We start from the raw sequence: 15,899 nt of genomic DNA on the forward strand, positions 1-15,899 counted from the left end.
TCAGGTATGTAGTCACTGATTGATTTCATTTGTACGATTATGGTCTGACTTATGGCTCCTTTATTTTGAACTGGGGCATATACGCGTTTTCAATACCAGTTTATAGGGCGTTTAATTAGCCATTTTATCTTATTGGGGTTATATGGACTTACCGATTGGAAACAGGGTAAATAGCACAGCTGAACGCTGTGCTATAAACAAGTTTAACAAGGAGACTTTTTACAATATTTCCACATTGACCTCAATCCATGCGTTTGCAGTATCTTCTAGCCCACCTTTAGCAATAGGTGTGATCTTGAAGCCTCCCCATGGGTCTGTAAAACTTTTTCCAATAGTGAGTTCCGCGTCCGTCTCATCTTCTTGAGCCCATCGTGAATTATCTCTTGAGTTGGGCGTCATATCTAATAAGGCAGAACGGTGATTCCAAAATGAAGGTTGAGACTCATTTTCCATATAGCCTTTGATATTCACTAAAACTCCATTTTTGGTATTTGAATTATATCTATCGTTCGTTGTCCGATATTCCAGCCAATACGTATATGCCTCATTGCCAGACTGCAAACGCATACCGATACTACCGGGCGCATTTGTACCACTTGACGAACCATGATCAAATGCATACAGGCGATATGTGCCCGAAGAAGCAATTAAAGGGACTTCCTCGTCGCTCAGCCAACCCTTAAAGTAACTTTTATACATCAGGTTGTATTCTTCTAGCGTGTGTGCCCCCATGCCCATCATCGCGTGAGGGTTGCCGTAATTCCGAATTGAGTCACTTCCAGAATTTATAACATGGTTTCCCGCCTCAACTGACATGGAATGACGCAGTCCCATAGCATGTCCCATCTCATGCGCAATTGTCCCGGGTTTGTGATGATAGAGTTGGATAAACGGTGGGCCAGCTTGCGAGTTTATTGTAGACACTTGAGGTGCGGCCATCATGACCAAGTTTGCGGCTCCTGGAAAGTTCATATCCACACCGGCTTCAGCAATTTTATCTGCATATAGTTGGTGCCAAGCTTTGGTATTAGCGTCATATTTTGATTTTGGTTCATTAATGAATATTTCCGGTTTAATTTCCCAAGTAACAGTAAAACGCCCGTATGACTGCTCAGTATAATATTGCTTGACTGTTTCCATATCAGCATGAATTTGATCTGCTGTCCATGTTAAAGGCGTATCACTAAAGCTAAATGGAAATATGATCACATTTACATGCGGATACTCATAAGCAACATTACCGGGGTCAATAGCACCAGGCTCTTTACGGCAACTCGTGGCACCGAGATCCGCAACGATGGTTGCGCCTTTAAATAGTCCGCGCATTACGATGTTGGTCCAGTATTTGGTGGGGTTCGTTATAATTACGCACTCTGTATTGCCTACATGTTTTGAACGGAGGCTATCGTCCCCTGGTCGAGGGTAGCCTCCCTCACCATTACGAGCTTCTAAAGTAAGATTGCCTTTGCCATAAGCGGTTGTAATAGCAACACTACCTGCAGAATCGGCGCCTGGTACAGAAAAGCTCTGGAATTGCGAAGATGATTTAACACAAACGGGGATGCTATCCGTCAAAGCTGATTCGTCTGTCGGAGCTTGGCTTAAACACATATCTTCAAGGTTTGAAGTATCACGTTTATTAATGCGGACCGTGTAGTCTTCAACTTCTCCGGCACTAAAGTTTTCACATGCGTTTGCAACGGGTGAATTGTATTTCATTGCAATACGCATCCGAGAGGTGATGCCCTGTGCTGAAGATGGAATAGTTAACTGCGTGGTAAGGCTCGTGTTACTGCTGCCTGAGCCCACTAATTCATCGGCGTCGCTAAAGTCACCATCCCCGTTCAGGTCAATGTAAACACGCCAGTATTCTGTGTAAGCGCTATTTACAAATCCAGGAGTTAGTGTGATTTGATTTTGTCCAACATTCAATTGAGCGGTCAAGTGTGTAAAATCGGTATAGGGGATCTGCCCTGATGACAGATTATTGAGACCAGAGGTTGAAACACCTGCTATGTGTTCATAGTTTCCACCTCCGGCGCTTGCGCAGTAATTGACATTTTGTATATTTTTTTCAGTATTCGCATGTAAATGAGTACTTGCCAATACGCTAGGTATGAAGCAAGAACCCATTAATAGTAGCTGATTTGATAATTTAATTTTCACTTTACATGTTCTCCAAATTGTGAGTAAAAACAAGCCAATACTGGTTGTTTTCTCATTGCAAAAAAGGCAGAAAAAATCACAAATAATTAATCAAAATAAGGTGTGTTTTTAACGACCTCCTGAAATTAATGTATATTGTATGCAATAATTGTAAAGGTGAAATTATTTCATCTTTATCTAAAATAGGTAATTATGTAAAGATAACTGTATGATCTTTATGTTTATAAGTGATTTCTTATCTGTTTTAGAATATCAATATGTTTTTTTGGAATACTTGAGAGGTGTTTGCAAGAGATGCGAGCAAGTGGTAGCACCAAACTAGGACATTATGCTATATAGTACGCTGGTACTTGTTTGTTTTTTAATTAAATAAACAACCAAAAACAAACTGATCAGCATGAAAGGGTAGTCACTGCTAATCAAGCTGGCACTCCCTACACATAAAAACAGGCCAAAACGCGGTTGCTATTTAAAGCTCTAAGGCACCACAAAATTTAAAAGAAAACTAAGTCGTCATTTTCATCATTGAGGTCTTTCTCTTCTCTAATCGCCGCCAAATCATCTACAAGCTCATTGAGTAAGGCCATGCTTTTGTCATCTTGATGGGCAGCAGTATGGGCTTTGATTTCCTGAATAATGGCGTCCATATGTTGTAATTTAGCAATTTCATTTAGTCGTATATCTATTGCTTCAACAACGTAGTGAAAAATGTCAATCAATGATCCTTTGCTATAACTGTCCGTAGGCATATTTTTGACGATGAGCTCTGCCTGCTGATACTTAAAGAATGTAGATTGCCCAAAAGACTGTACATTTGCGGCATTGACTTCTAGCTCGTCAAAAAGTTCAAGTTCCATTTCGCATATCGCTTCATTATTGTTTTTGAAATGATATTCTGTACCATCAGCTAACTTTAATCTTGCAATGTAATCGAGGTCCCAGCTCTCCATTAGAGACGAGAGGTAGTCAGCAAATTTATGAATGTCATTTAAGTTGAGACAGTGTCTGTAAAAATGAATCAGGGCGTTATTGTCTAATTGCGTCCGAAAAGAACGGTCTGTTTGTAATTGAGAGTCTTTTTTAGCACATTTTAATGCTCTGAGCCGTTTGGCTTGATACTCCAAAAGGCTATCAAGTTTAAGCTTGAGTAGCTGCTGGGGGATTTCCTTAGCAATGTAGTTCTCCGCACCGGCCTCAAATGCCCTGAGTCGCCACTCTAAGTCTGTTTCACCACTTAAAAATACAGTGATTGTCTCTTCTTTTTTTGGGGTATTAATGAGCCTGCAAAACTCGATACTGTCTCCATCAGGAAGATACAAATCCAATAGGTAGATATCAAACTGTTGTGATTGAAGGGCGCAGTGCGCATCTTTTAAATTTGTGCACCAAGTAACATGGGCTTTGTCTTCACTTAATAACATAACGAGCTTTGCGTAGATAGGATTATCTTCGACAAGTAAAACAGTAAACTTTTTCATGGCAGATCGCCTTTGATACCCGAACAATCAGTCATATTCCACATATGCTGGTATATAAGTATGTTCAGTCATGCCCTAAACGCAATATTTGTTCCCAAACCTCTTTATCCATGTCTAAATAAAAATGCGCTTTCTAAACTCGCAATGTGTACCTGTAATGTACTATATTGAAGTAAAATAAAAGGAGTATGATTATGAAATTAATATGCATGCTTTTGTGTGTTTCATCCTCGACTTTAATGGCTGGTGAGCAAATTGATTACAGCGACAGAGTAGTTATACCTGAGGTACGGACAGTCAGTGTCTCTAGTTACACGCGTACTCAATTCGACAGTACAATAACGCAGGCTAAAGGTGATGAGCATGTAGGTAAAATGTATTCGTTGCTCACGCCTGATGAGCAGATTAGATATAAATATAACCGAGGCATACTAACCAATACGGTGACGTTTGAGCAATATTTCTCAACGCAGATTCAACGTAATAAGCAAAGCGAACAGATTGTTCATTATATGTTTTGGGGAAAGTAGGGCGAAAAATGCGATATGCCGTTAAGGCCAGTTAAGCGGCATATCGCGAAAAAGTGCTAGTTGATTATTATTGGCATCCTTTTTGGACCGTAGTGGTCCAGACTCTTACAACAAAGTCATTGTAATCGCCATCATTCTGATCTTCCCAATACTGCTTGTCGCCATACACAGTGTAGTTACCAGTAAGCTGGTTCGGGTTTCCATTTACTGCAAGCACATAGTTATAACTCGCACCTTGCAATACATCGTAACTACCGGAGGCGCCATATTCATCCAGCAATTTCACATAACTGCCATTGACGGTAACGCCCCAGTCATTGTTATAGGCCGCACTTTCACTGACAAACTGATAGTTGATCCGTGTGTAATTGTCTGGTGTACAAGCAGGGTCATTATCAATAATGGTGCCTTGCGCCGTCGCTGAGCCAGTCGCATTTTGGTCGGCATTGGCGTTAAGGGTAAATGTTTCATCACCTTCATGATCTTGGTCATCTAATGCATTAACAATGACGCTACCGGAGGTTTCACCACTCGGGATGGTTAACGTTGTTTGCGCTAAGCTATAGTCGTTCGCGTCTGTTGTGCCATCCGTAATACTGAGGTCGATGGTGACATCTTGGTAATAACTATTACTCAAGTTAACTTGATACTCTAACTGACCAGCTTCTAAAGCTGAGTCGGTTACAGCATCTAGAGTAAATGACGGGAGCGGGTCGGTTTCACAGGTCGGCGTCGTGTAGCAAGCCACTTCTTTATCTGTATTTGAGGCTAAGTCATTAATACGCACAGGTACGGTGGCCAATAAGCAAGTGTTACCAGAGTGCGGATTTAACTTATACAATTTGGACTTATTCACATGACCATAGTCATTGATCAACGTTCTGCTGACGACAATATCTCCACTTTGGTTAAGTGCAGCACCTGTTGCGGCTGTGAGCGAGTGATTAGCTTGCTTGGTTACCGCGTAGGTTGATTTGTCTATCTGATAGACCGCTCGGCTTGTGATTAGGTACCAATTACCATCTTGAATGACTAAATCACCCCTGAATTTGCCTTTCAATGAACCTAAAGAAGCCAGCTCAATCGTTGTACCTGAGCTTTTATCAATTTGATAGAGCTTTTTGAAATCAGTCCCAATGAGTGCATCACGCTCTGCGTCATACACTAAACTAAGCACTTGCGTTGTGCGACCCACAATCGTATGCGTATCAGTATTAAAGTCATAATAGGCAAGGCGAATGTACTTAAAGCGGTTGCCCATAATCGGCAAATGTTCTTTTTGTTCCGCTGAAAGGCTAAGATGGCTCGTGTCCACTTCGTACTCTATAGGGCGAGGTGCTGAAATATAATACATGCGTTTGCTGTTGTTATCATAAGCAAGTGCAGAAGAACTAAACTCAGCAAGTGTTTGAGCAAAAGCGCTGTCAGTTTGCTCATTCAGGCCAAAGAGAATACCGACATCTCCTCGTCCGGCATTAATACCGTACAACTCACCGCTGCAAGTATTGGCGAGACTAAGCGGTGAAAAAGACGCTGTTACTAAAGTTAATAAAGTAAGTGAAGTTTTTAGCATGGTAACAAACTCTGGTCGGGTTATCCTAATCTAGCTAACACAACACAAAGTAATGACACATCGACTTCCAATGTGGGATGTGAGTTCTTAATCCTTCGAGACAGGCGCTTCCATTATTATCTTTGCAATCTCATTCTATTATTCTCTCTCATGAACAAAAATGCAACAATAAATTACTACAAATGGATTAAAAATTAAGTGTTTTTATGTGTTCTTCTGCGATTCCAAGTAGTTAGGAAGTAACTCTTCGATGATTACTTTTGCGGGTATCGTGTAACGTACCCCTTTAAACATGACCGATGTATGTTCTTCAATGCCTGTGATCCCTGTGAGTGTCCAACCTTCGCCTTTTTCTTTGCAAAGTACTTTGGTTGTAGGCGGAATAACTACAAATTCTGCATTATTTTCTGTCATATTTTTATCTTCACTGGACTTTCTATCGAGATGGGGTAGTTTATACCAAAATAATAAAAAATCGACCACATTGATGAAATGGAATTGCAGACTCAAAGGCTAACATTACGCTTAGTGAATTATCGTGATAGTCAAGCTTTGCTCGATATTTTAAACAACCCCAAAGTAAGTTACTTTAATGATTATGGCTTTGACTTAACGATGCAAGACATCAGAGCAATGATCCAAAGTGATTTGGAACTTTACTATCAGGGGATCGGCGTACGAATGATGCTGGTTAAAGATGGTATTCAAATTGGTTCAATAGGCATGTTTGATTACAGCGCGGAGAGAGCAAAGATTTATCTTGGCTACGAGCTCTCGCCCGTTTATTGGTGTCAAGGATATATGCGCGAGGCCGCAAGTTGTTTATTACGGTCTTTGGATCTGATTTTACCGAAAGCTCTGGTAGAGGAGGTGTCAGCAAAGGTATCGCCAAAAAATACGCGCAGCGTAAATTTGTTATCTCACCTTGGCTTTGAGAAGCGGCACAGCGATTATCGACTATGCCTTAAAAAGCAAAAATCAATATAGCGTCTTTGGATTAAAACCCTTTTTTGCTAAATAACGTGACTCGGTCAGACACCAAGGTCACGGTGATATTTTTGTTTTCATTTCCCCACACACAATTAGTATGTAATGTTTTTTCTTCACATGAGTCGGCAGAGCCTAGTACTTGCTCAAGTTCGGTTTTTTCCATACCAACCGATATTTTTTCATAATTTTCAATAGTCACCTTTGAACAAGCGCTCAGGCTCAGCAACGCTGCAATCGTTAAGAGTTTTTTCATTTAGGTTATCCTGTTAGTGTTTATATTTCCTAATTTGGAAAATAATGCCCATTTTGGGGTGATCTAGATAGTGGATATCTCCGCTGTAAACGCGCGTAAACTGAGACATCCTAGCGGATTCTAACTCGCCTTCTTCAGTTAGGTAGCGATAGTCAAAATTACTGGTGACGTACAAGTAATGACGGATATGAATCTTGATGGTACCGTCTAATTCCCACAAGTCTTCTCCCTGAGTTTTAATTGCTTGCTTGGGGGCAGAGCTTAACAAGCTTATAAAGCTGTCACTCTGCTCGCTTTCTATGTATTTATAACTGACTGGCTGTTCAAATTTCATACCCCCGTAAACCACTACGTTGGGAGCTCGTTTCTTACTTTGATCTGGAAAGCGCCATCCTGTATGCAAAATAGGGTTTTTGCCTTGCCGTTCAAGCCGTTTTCTAATCGACTCAAATCTAAGTTGCTCTGGTGCCAATAAATACATAGACTGCATGTGTTCTAAAGGCTCACTAAACGGTATAACTGGCAGCTTTTCATACTGTTTAACGTAATTAACATCGTCATCACAATACCAGGAGCTTTGTTGCATGGTAAATTGCTCCATGACAGAACGTGGGTCGTAATTCGAGTCGCCTGCCAAGCAAGCTTGGTGACCCACATTATTGAATCCTTTAGTCAATAAATCTAGCCGTTTCTCTTGTGGGATTTGATCTGTTTCTATGGAAAAATCTTCGCGTATATCTGTGCCTGGTTTTTGCGAAAAAGCGATCAGTTCGACCTCAAACCAACGCACCGCGTATGCTGGCATAGCGCTTGCGCCCAAGGTACCCAAAAGAATTGCCTTTAGTACAAATTGCTTCATGCAACCGCCTTTTTCTGAAAGTCATCCATCATTGCATTTACGAGCTTCAACCGCTCCTTACCATTTTTTTCTTCTATATTGAAGCGCAACTTACTTGCTCCTTCCATTCTATAAACGGCTGGGTTGCTTTGTATCAACCCAATAATGAATGTTGGATTAACGCGGGTGGTGTTACTAAACTCAAAATAACCACCTTTCGGGTTGGCTTCAATTTTTTTGATCCCTAGCTGTTGTGCCTTACACTTTAATAGTTGAATATTAAACAGGTGCTTTGTCGCGTCTGGCAATAAACCAAAGCGATCAATCAGCTCAACTTTCAACTCGTCTAATTCAGGTTCTGTGTTCATACTGGCAATACGCTTGTACATACTCAGACGAATGTTGACATCATGAATATAGTCGTCGGGCAGCAAAGCGGGTACTTTTACGTCTACTTCGCTTTGTTGTTGAAGCAAGTTTTCCAGTGTTGGTTCTTTACCGTCTTTTAATGCTTGAACGGCTTGTTCTAGCATTTCCATATACAGTGTAAAGCCAACAGTTTGGATCTGCCCACTTTGGTCATCTCCGAGTAGCTCACCGGCACCACGAATTTCCAAGTCGTGCGTCGCGAGAGCAAAGCCGGCACCTAAATCTTCCAAGGACTCAATAGCTTGAAGCCTCTTGACGGCATCTTTGGTGAGCGCTTGGCTGTTTCTAGTAAGTAGGTATGCGTAGGCTTGATGGTGGCTACGACCAACTCGACCACGTAGTTGATGTAATTGCGCAAGCCCTAGTTTGTCAGCTCTGTCCATGACAATGGTATTGGCAGAAGGAATGTCAATACCCGTTTCAATGATCGTTGTACACACAAGCACATTGTGCTTTTGGTGATAAAAATCCCCCATGAGCTGCTCAAGTTCTCGCTCTCGCATCTGACCATGGGCAACCGCGATATTAGCTTCTGGTACTAGCGCTGCAATATCAGCAGCCGTTTTTTCAATGGTTTCTACATTATTGTGTAAGAAGTACACTTGTCCGCCGCGTTTAATTTCACGCAAAATCGCTTCTCGGATTAAGTCATCATTGCGTTCGCGCACAAATGTTTTTACTGCTAAGCGTTTCGCTGGTGGCGTAGCGATAATGGATAGATCTCTCATCCCGCTCATTGCCATGTTGAGCGTACGAGGGATAGGTGTCGCGGTCAGTGTTAATATGTCGACATCGGCTCGAAGTTTTTTAATTTTCTCTTTTTGTCTGACACCGAAACGGTGCTCCTCATCGACAATGAGCAAGCCTAGATCCTTAAACAAGATACTTTCTTGGATAAGCTTATGTGTTCCAATGACAATGTCTATTTTGCCAGACTCAAGCGCAGCCAACGTTTCTTTCTGCTCTTTTGCGCTATTAAATCGAGAAAGTACACCGACCTCAATGGGCAAATCGGCAAATCGGTCTTTGAAATTTTCATAGTGTTGCTGTGCAAGTAGGGTGGTTGGAACCAGCACAGCAACTTGTTTGTTATCATTAATTGCTACAAATGCAGCTCGCATGGCCACTTCTGTTTTGCCAAAGCCAACATCACCACAAACTAGCCTGTCCATCGCTTGGTTGGTTTGCATATCGCCAATAACAGCTTCAATCGCATTGCGTTGATCGTCGGTTTCTTCAAATGGGAAACTATCACTAAACTCTCTATAAGCCGCGCCTTCAAGTTTAAACTGGTGACCGGGCTTACTTTGTCTTTTCGCGTAAATATCTAATAGCTCAGCGGCAACGTCGCGAACTTTTTCTGCTGCTTTTCTTTTTGCTTTTTCCCAAACATCAGACCCCAGCTTATGGAGGGGCGCCGATGCTTCTTCCCCGCCAGAGTATCGACTCAGCATGTGTAACGATGAGACGGGCACGTACAGCTTGGCATCGCTCGCGTAAATAATCGTCACAAACTCAGTTGCTACACCCGCTGCGTCAATAGTTTGCAAGCCTAAGTAGCGGCCTACACCATGGTCTAAGTGTACAATGGGCTGACCTTCTTTGAGCTCTGCCAAATTCCGGATCAGCGCATCTTGACCTTGCTCATATTTATGTTTGCGGCGTCTTCTCTGTGATACCTTAATCCCAAGCAACTCTTGCTCAGTAATCAGGGACAGCGGCTTATCACCAGACAAGACAACAGATGATTCCAAAGGGCTGACAATGAGGCCAACATCCGATCTACCACCGATGAATTTATCAAAAGATGCAAATTCTTTAAGTTTGAGGCCTGTTGGTTTTAATAGAGTAAGCAATGATTCTCGGCGACCATCTGACTCCACACTGAAGAGGATTTTACCCTTTAACTTTTTTTGCGCTGCAATGTAGTTAATAATTGCTGTGTAAGGGTCTGACTGTTTATGGTCAATTCTCACATCCTCAAGAGCTTTCGCGTTTAAATTCGTATGGCCAGCTTTGGTGCCTAATTTTGCTCCGCTGAGACGAATGCGAGGGAATTGAGAAAACCCCTCGAATAACGACTCTACGTTGAGATACAGTGCTTTTGGCTCTAATAATGGTCGAAGCGGGTCAACACGTCTGCTTTCATAGCGTTTGCACACGTCCATCCAAAACTCGGCTGCTGCGTGTTCCACATCACCAAGGTGCATGAATACCGCATCATGTGGCAGGTAATCAAAGATGGTGGCTAATTTGTCATAGAATAGGGGGAGGTAGTATTCAATACCCGCAGGCCAGTTCCCTCGAGTAACCTGCATATAAATTGAATCTTGTTCGGCACTCGCACCAAATGTCTCACGGTACTTGATCCTAAATCGTTCGATATCTTCATCGTTGGTCGGGAACTCATGGGCAGGGAGTAAATCAATGGCTTCAATGGTCTCATTGGAACGCTGAGTTTCGATATCGAAGAGTCGAATACTATCTAACTCGTCATCAAAAAAGTCGAGTCTATATGGTCGCTCACTGCCCATAGGATATAAGTCAATGATTGAGCCTCGCACAGCAAATTCACCGTGTTCCATGACTTGTTGCACATGACGATAGCCCGCTTGCGTTAAGGTATCTTTTAGCGCAGTAGCATCGAGGGTATCACCAGATTTAAATTGTAGCGCATTACCATATATGAATTCTGGAGGCGCAGTTCTCAGCATTAGAGTAGATACGGGTATCAGTAATACCCCTTGCTGCTTTTTTCTAAGTGCGTTCAAGCTCGCTAAACGCTGAGAAATAATATCTTGATGTGGAGAGAAATGATCGTAGGGGAGGGTTTCCCAGTCAGGAAAGACCATGACATCGTCTTCTCCAATGAGATAACCCAACTCAGTTTCAAGGCGCAGCGCGCTGGGGGTGTCTGGCGTCACTAAAACCACGAGAGACTGGTTCTGTTTGAGTCCCTCACTGATGGTAATTGCCAAACTGCTACCAAGGAGTTGCCCCCAGTGAATTTTATCTTTTTGTGACTTAATCCAAGGTAGCTCATTCCACTGCACTAACGCCATTATTTACTCCTAACTACTTAATCTCGGTATATTTTACATAGGTCTTGGTAATGATCTATACGTCTATCTCTTAAATATGGCCAAATGCGACGTACAGACTCACTGCGATTTTGGTCGATATCTACAACCAAAATTTCCTCTTGGTCTTCTGAACCATGAACAAGTAACTCACCTTGTGGGCCTGCTACAAATGAGTTGCCCCAAAATTGAATGCCTTCGCTTTGGCTACTTGGGTCTGACTCATGACCAACACGGTTTACACTGATGACCGGCACGCCATTTGATACGGCATGTGCTCTTTGTGCGATCATCCACGCATCTCGTTGACGCACTTGCTCGTCATCGTCATCTCTAGGATCCCAACCGATCGCAGTCGGATAAATCAGTAACTCAGCACCCGCCATCGCCATTAGCCTAGCACCTTCTGGAAACCATTGGTCCCAACAAACTAATACCCCAAGTTTGCCCACAGAGGTTTGAATGGGCTCAAAGCCTAAATCACCTGGCGTGAAGTAAAACTTTTCATAAAACCCAGGGTCATCAGGGATATGCATTTTTCTGTATTTACCTGCAATGGAGCCGTCAGACTCTATCACGACTGCGGTATTGTGGTAGAGCCCTGTCGCACGTTTCTCGAATAAAGAGGCAACGATAACAACGTTTAGCGCATTGGCCAATTCACCCAATTTATTTGTGCTGGGCCCCGGAATTGTTTCGGCCAAATCAAATAGCTCGGTATCTTCCGTTTGGCAAAAATACAGGCTACGGTGTAACTCTTGTAAAACTACAAGCTGAGCGCCTTGTTTTGCTGCTTCTTTAATGCCTGTAACGGTCTTTTCAAAGTTATCATTTATGTTATCGCTATTACTGTGTTGTATGAGTGCGACTTTCAAATTATTGTTGCTCATTTGGACTCCTACTTTAAAAAGCCTTGTGGCAATTGCATGGTGATACAGTGTAGGCTGCCAAATTGATGAATAATTGGCAGACAGTCTATGCCTATGACGGTTCTCTCGGGGTAGGCTTTTTGTAACTGGGTAAGTGCTAGCGCATCTTGTTTATCGCCATAGATGGGTAGGAGTACCGTATCATTTATAATGAGGTAGTTTGCGTAAGTTGCGGGTAACCTGTCACCATCATGGTTATATATAGCGCTTGGCCAAGGTAATGGGATAAGCGTATATGGGTCACCTTCTGGTGTTTTGAAACTACTCAGTTGTGATGCCATTGCGGCGAGTGCCGCATAGTGCTCGTCTTCTTTGTCATCACATTGCACATACACCAATGTATTATTAGGCGCAAATCTGACAAGCGTATCGATATGGCTGTCAGTGTCATCACCCGCTAAATAACCATGGTCAACCCAAAGAAAATCGCGCGCACCTAACTCTTTTGCGAGCAGAGTTTCAAGCTGAGTTTTACTTAGCTGTGGGTTACGATTTGGGTTCAGCAAACACTCAGAAGTCGTGAGCAGTACGCCATGTTCATTAATTTCAATACCACCACCTTCAAGTACAATATCTACGTTGTGAACTTGATTGGCGTTGTTGGCCAATTGATGGCACAAAGCGGTATTTATGTTGTTATCTAATTCACTGGCATATTTGTTTCCCCAACCGTTAAAAACAAAATCTTTAACACAAAGTTGGCCGTGAATATTGGCTGTGGTCAATGGTCCGTGATCTCTCGCCCAGGTATCATTGCACGGCGCATCAACAAACTTGACTTTTGTGATGTCTACGTTGGCGTCATTTAATAGCGCTGTAATATGAGACTTTAACTCCAAATCATGTGCAACGACAACGACCTGTTGAACTTGAGAAATATGTTGGCAAAGTGCGACATAAACAGGTTCGACTTGGTCAAGAATGTCGACCCAATCTGTTTCTTTATGCGGCCATGTGAGCATCACTGCATCTTGCAGTGACCATTCAGGTAATAATGTAAAACTCATGACGATTGTAATTTTAAATTGCTAGGCGCTAAGTGTATCACTGGTTTACACAGTGTCAGCTATTTTGTGTCAGATTCATTGTCTGATTGGCGTTTTTTTAGCTGCCTTGTTTGAGCATGGAGGCTTGCACGGACTAAAAGCTCTTGATCAGAGTCTCTGATTTGTGTGAAGGCGAGGGTGTATTGAAATTCCCCTTCTTCTTTTTGGTTAATTTCAATAATCTGGCTATAGCAAAAAATGGCACTTGCTTCGTGTTGTAAGAAGATTTTGGTACGGAAATCTTGACCCAAAGGAAATTGCTCGTCAGCGGTGACCGTAATTCCCCCCCCACCATAACTATCACAATAGGACGTATCATCTTCAGGCTGCTCGTTTGCAAGAATATGGCTCATGATCAGATCAATCTTACGCGATTGGGCTTGCAAATAAGCGGCAAGGTCGCTGGCGACATCACCGAGATTTCGAAGTGGCCTCAAGGCGTTCAGATCAAGCTCATTTATTTCATTGGCTAGTTTGAATAGAGGCGGAATTGCGGCTTCTAACTGCGCCGGATTTTTGGGCACCATATTTGACTCGACGGGAAACAAGTTGATCTGGTTCGTTTCGTCAATTTGAAAATATTGCTGAAAATTGTCTTTTAATTCTGTTTGCATTTAATTGCCAATTTCATTGGGCTAGCATAGCGATTTTTCTATTTTCCCCACTCTAGCCCGTTAAATCAAGATGTTAGCGCTCTATACCTTAAATTGCTCTAACATTTCTTCCTGCTTCGCGATTTTATCTACCTGTGATTGCATTGTGTGGTCGACAACTTTAGCTTCATCAACAACCGTGTTCGAAAGGTTTCTTATCTCTGACGCATTATGGTCAACAGCTTCAACAACAGCCCTTTGTTCCTCGAGCATGCTGGCAATGTTCACATTTAACTCGACGATATGGTTAATCGACTCCCTTATTGCATGTAGGGCATCTTTCGTCTCTTCAGCTTTTACAACCGTTTTTTCAACAATAGATTGGCTCTGTTTCATGACACCGACAGCGTTTTCTGCGCCAGATTGCAATTGGTCAATCATCGATTTGATCTCAGTCGTCGCTTCTTGCGTTCTTTGGGCAAGCGTTCTAACTTCGTCGGCAACGACAGCGAAGCCTCGACCTGACTCTCCAGCTCTTGCAGCCTCAATTGCAGCGTTGAGTGCAAGTAAATTGGTTTGCTCAGCAATACCATTAATCACGGACAGTATTTGCTCAATGCCGGAAGAAGACACTTCTAATTCATTCACCACATCCACTGCACGTTCGATTTGTGAAGATAGCTCAGCAATAGACGTTGTAGATTGTACAACAATGCCTTCGCCATCAGATGCAAGACCGTCAGTGGTTTTAATCGCTTCAGCAGCTTGTTGCGCCGTGTTAGCGACCTGTTGTTCTGTATTCGACATGTTGGCGGTCGCGTCTACGAGTGAATTTAATGATTCCAACTGCCTTTGAATTGCCTGTGTGGCATGGTTTGCGCCGGCTGATGTTTGTTTTGCGTCGTCGAGTACTTCGTGCCCTAAAGTTTGTATTTCTGCAATGATAGTCTGCAATCGAGATGTAAAGAGGTTAAAGTTCTCCGCCAAAGCTGCGAACTCAGGTTCTTTTGATGCCTGTAGACGCACTGTTAAATCTGCATTGCCACGTGCGATGTTAGACATGGCAGTATTTATCTGCTCTAAAGGTTTGAGTAGGAGATTGATAACATAAGAAAGTACTAAAAAGCTGGCGACCACAGCGATTATTGTTACAACGGTTGCATCGTAAGCTAGGGTGTTCATTGCAGAAAATACTTTTTGCTTTTCAAGTGCGACACCGACAAACCAATCGTAGCCTTCAACGGCTTTAAACATGACAAGGTACTCCACGCCATTGATTTCGATTTCCTGCGAGGACTCCCTAACCACGGTATTACCAAGAAACTTACTGGCTGGTTGGCCGTTTAGCGAAATAGTCGGGTGAGAAATCGTATCACCGCCTGAACTCACCATAAACGCGAATCCTGCATCAAACAGGTTAAACGAATTAATCATTTGACCAAGCTTGGCTAGGCTTACATCATAAAATATTGCGCCGTGAAATTGCCCATTTTTTTTAACTGGCGCACCGATTGAAACGACAATTTCACCACTGACGGCATCCGCGTATGGTTCTGTGACGACCAGTTTGCCTGCCGCTTTTGCATCCTTGTACCACGGTCTTACTCTTGGGTCCCAAGTGGACCCTGGATCCCAGTTAGGATCGCTGGCGACATATTTTCCTGAGCTTTCTTCGCCATAACCGATTAGGATAAATTCGGACTTCAATTTTGATTGCGAAATCATTGGGTAAGCGTCTTGTAATGAATCTACTTGCTCAACTAACCCGGTCGATAGCGCGGCGAGGTTCATTGCACCTTGCATTTGAGCAGTAACAGTATTGCTGATCCCTTGGATCACCTCTTTCATACTATTGTTGACTTGTTGTTCTAGATTATCTTTAAGAAGGTAATACTGTTTTAGTGAGAGCATAAATAAAGCAAGCACTAGGACACAGGCAGAAACGGCGACTACTTTAAACTTGAACTTCACTGAACGTCTCCCATGAATGAGCT

Annotated in this window: 13 protein-coding genes; 2 read left to right on the plus strand and 11 right to left on the minus strand. The window is 42.6% G+C overall.

Annotation, left to right across the window (positions count from 1 at the left end; genetic code table 11):
- Positions 1-219: 219 nt before the first annotated feature.
- Entirely contained in the window at positions 220-2,166 is a 1,947-nt protein-coding gene (locus L1286_RS14340) for a GEVED domain-containing protein (protein WP_235407751.1), read from the minus strand.
- 494 nt (positions 2,167-2,660) lie between these two features.
- Positions 2,661-3,644: a response regulator gene (locus L1286_RS14345; RefSeq protein WP_235407752.1), complete on the minus strand. Its 984-nt coding sequence runs from the start codon at positions 3,642-3,644 to the stop codon at positions 2,661-2,663.
- Between the two features lie 194 nt (positions 3,645-3,838).
- Between L1286_RS14345 and L1286_RS14350 the strand changes: the two genes are divergently transcribed.
- Positions 3,839-4,174, plus strand: a complete 336-nt coding sequence (locus L1286_RS14350) for a hypothetical protein (protein WP_235407753.1) — start codon at positions 3,839-3,841, stop codon at positions 4,172-4,174.
- A gap of 67 nt (positions 4,175-4,241) precedes the next feature.
- Here the strand turns inward: L1286_RS14350 and L1286_RS14355 are convergent, their stop codons facing one another.
- Both L1286_RS14355 and L1286_RS14360 read right to left on the minus strand, forming a co-directional pair.
- The gene (locus L1286_RS14355) at positions 4,242-5,747 is read right to left on the minus strand and encodes a Calx-beta domain-containing protein (protein ID WP_235407754.1); all 1,506 of its coding nucleotides are present in this window, start codon (positions 5,745-5,747) and stop codon (positions 4,242-4,244) included.
- A gap of 204 nt (positions 5,748-5,951) precedes the next feature.
- The gene (locus L1286_RS14360) at positions 5,952-6,161 is read right to left on the minus strand and encodes a hypothetical protein (protein ID WP_235407755.1); all 210 of its coding nucleotides are present in this window, start codon (positions 6,159-6,161) and stop codon (positions 5,952-5,954) included.
- A 78-nt stretch (positions 6,162-6,239) separates the two neighbouring features.
- Here L1286_RS14360 and L1286_RS14365 point away from each other — a divergent pair, with 78 nt between their 5' ends.
- Positions 6,240-6,734 carry a GNAT family N-acetyltransferase gene (locus L1286_RS14365; RefSeq protein WP_235407756.1) on the plus strand — a complete coding sequence of 165 codons (495 nt, stop codon included), beginning with the start codon at positions 6,240-6,242 and terminating at the stop codon, positions 6,732-6,734.
- A gap of 10 nt (positions 6,735-6,744) precedes the next feature.
- Here L1286_RS14365 and L1286_RS14370 read toward each other — a convergent pair whose 3' ends face one another.
- The 7 genes from L1286_RS14370 to L1286_RS14400 all read right to left on the minus strand — a co-directional run bounded on the left by L1286_RS14370 (position 6,745) and on the right by L1286_RS14400 (position 15,876).
- On the minus strand, positions 6,745-6,990 hold the full coding sequence (locus L1286_RS14370) for a DUF3862 domain-containing protein (RefSeq protein ID WP_235407757.1): 246 nt from the start codon (positions 6,988-6,990) through the stop codon (positions 6,745-6,747).
- Positions 6,991-7,003: 13 nt separating this feature from the next.
- Complete coding sequence (locus L1286_RS14375) at positions 7,004-7,849, minus strand: CsiV family protein (RefSeq protein ID WP_235407758.1); 846 nt, start codon at positions 7,847-7,849, stop codon at positions 7,004-7,006.
- Positions 7,846-11,319 carry a transcription-repair coupling factor gene (gene mfd / locus L1286_RS14380; protein ID WP_235407759.1) on the minus strand — a complete coding sequence of 1,158 codons (3,474 nt, stop codon included), beginning with the start codon at positions 11,317-11,319 and terminating at the stop codon, positions 7,846-7,848. The genes L1286_RS14375 and mfd overlap by 4 nt, the downstream gene beginning before the upstream one ends.
- A 17-nt stretch (positions 11,320-11,336) precedes the next feature.
- Positions 11,337-12,227, minus strand: a complete 891-nt coding sequence (locus tag L1286_RS14385) for a carbon-nitrogen hydrolase (protein WP_235407760.1) — start codon at positions 12,225-12,227, stop codon at positions 11,337-11,339.
- An 8-nt stretch (positions 12,228-12,235) separates the two neighbouring features.
- A complete protein-coding gene (locus tag L1286_RS14390; RefSeq protein WP_235407761.1) occupies positions 12,236-13,273 on the minus strand; it encodes an agmatine deiminase family protein in 1,038 nt (345 codons plus the stop codon).
- Positions 13,274-13,332: 59 nt separating this feature from the next.
- Positions 13,333-13,926, minus strand: coding sequence for a PilZ domain-containing protein (locus L1286_RS14395; protein WP_235407762.1), 594 nt, complete (start codon positions 13,924-13,926; stop codon positions 13,333-13,335).
- Between the two features lie 81 nt (positions 13,927-14,007).
- On the minus strand, positions 14,008-15,876 hold the full coding sequence (locus L1286_RS14400) for a methyl-accepting chemotaxis protein (protein ID WP_235407763.1): 1,869 nt from the start codon (positions 15,874-15,876) through the stop codon (positions 14,008-14,010).
- Positions 15,877-15,899 lie beyond the last annotated feature (23 nt).

Origin of the sequence: Pseudoalteromonas sp. SMS1 (assembly GCF_021530565.1) — a bacterium.
Taxonomy (GTDB): Bacteria; Pseudomonadota; Gammaproteobacteria; order Enterobacterales; family Alteromonadaceae; genus Pseudoalteromonas.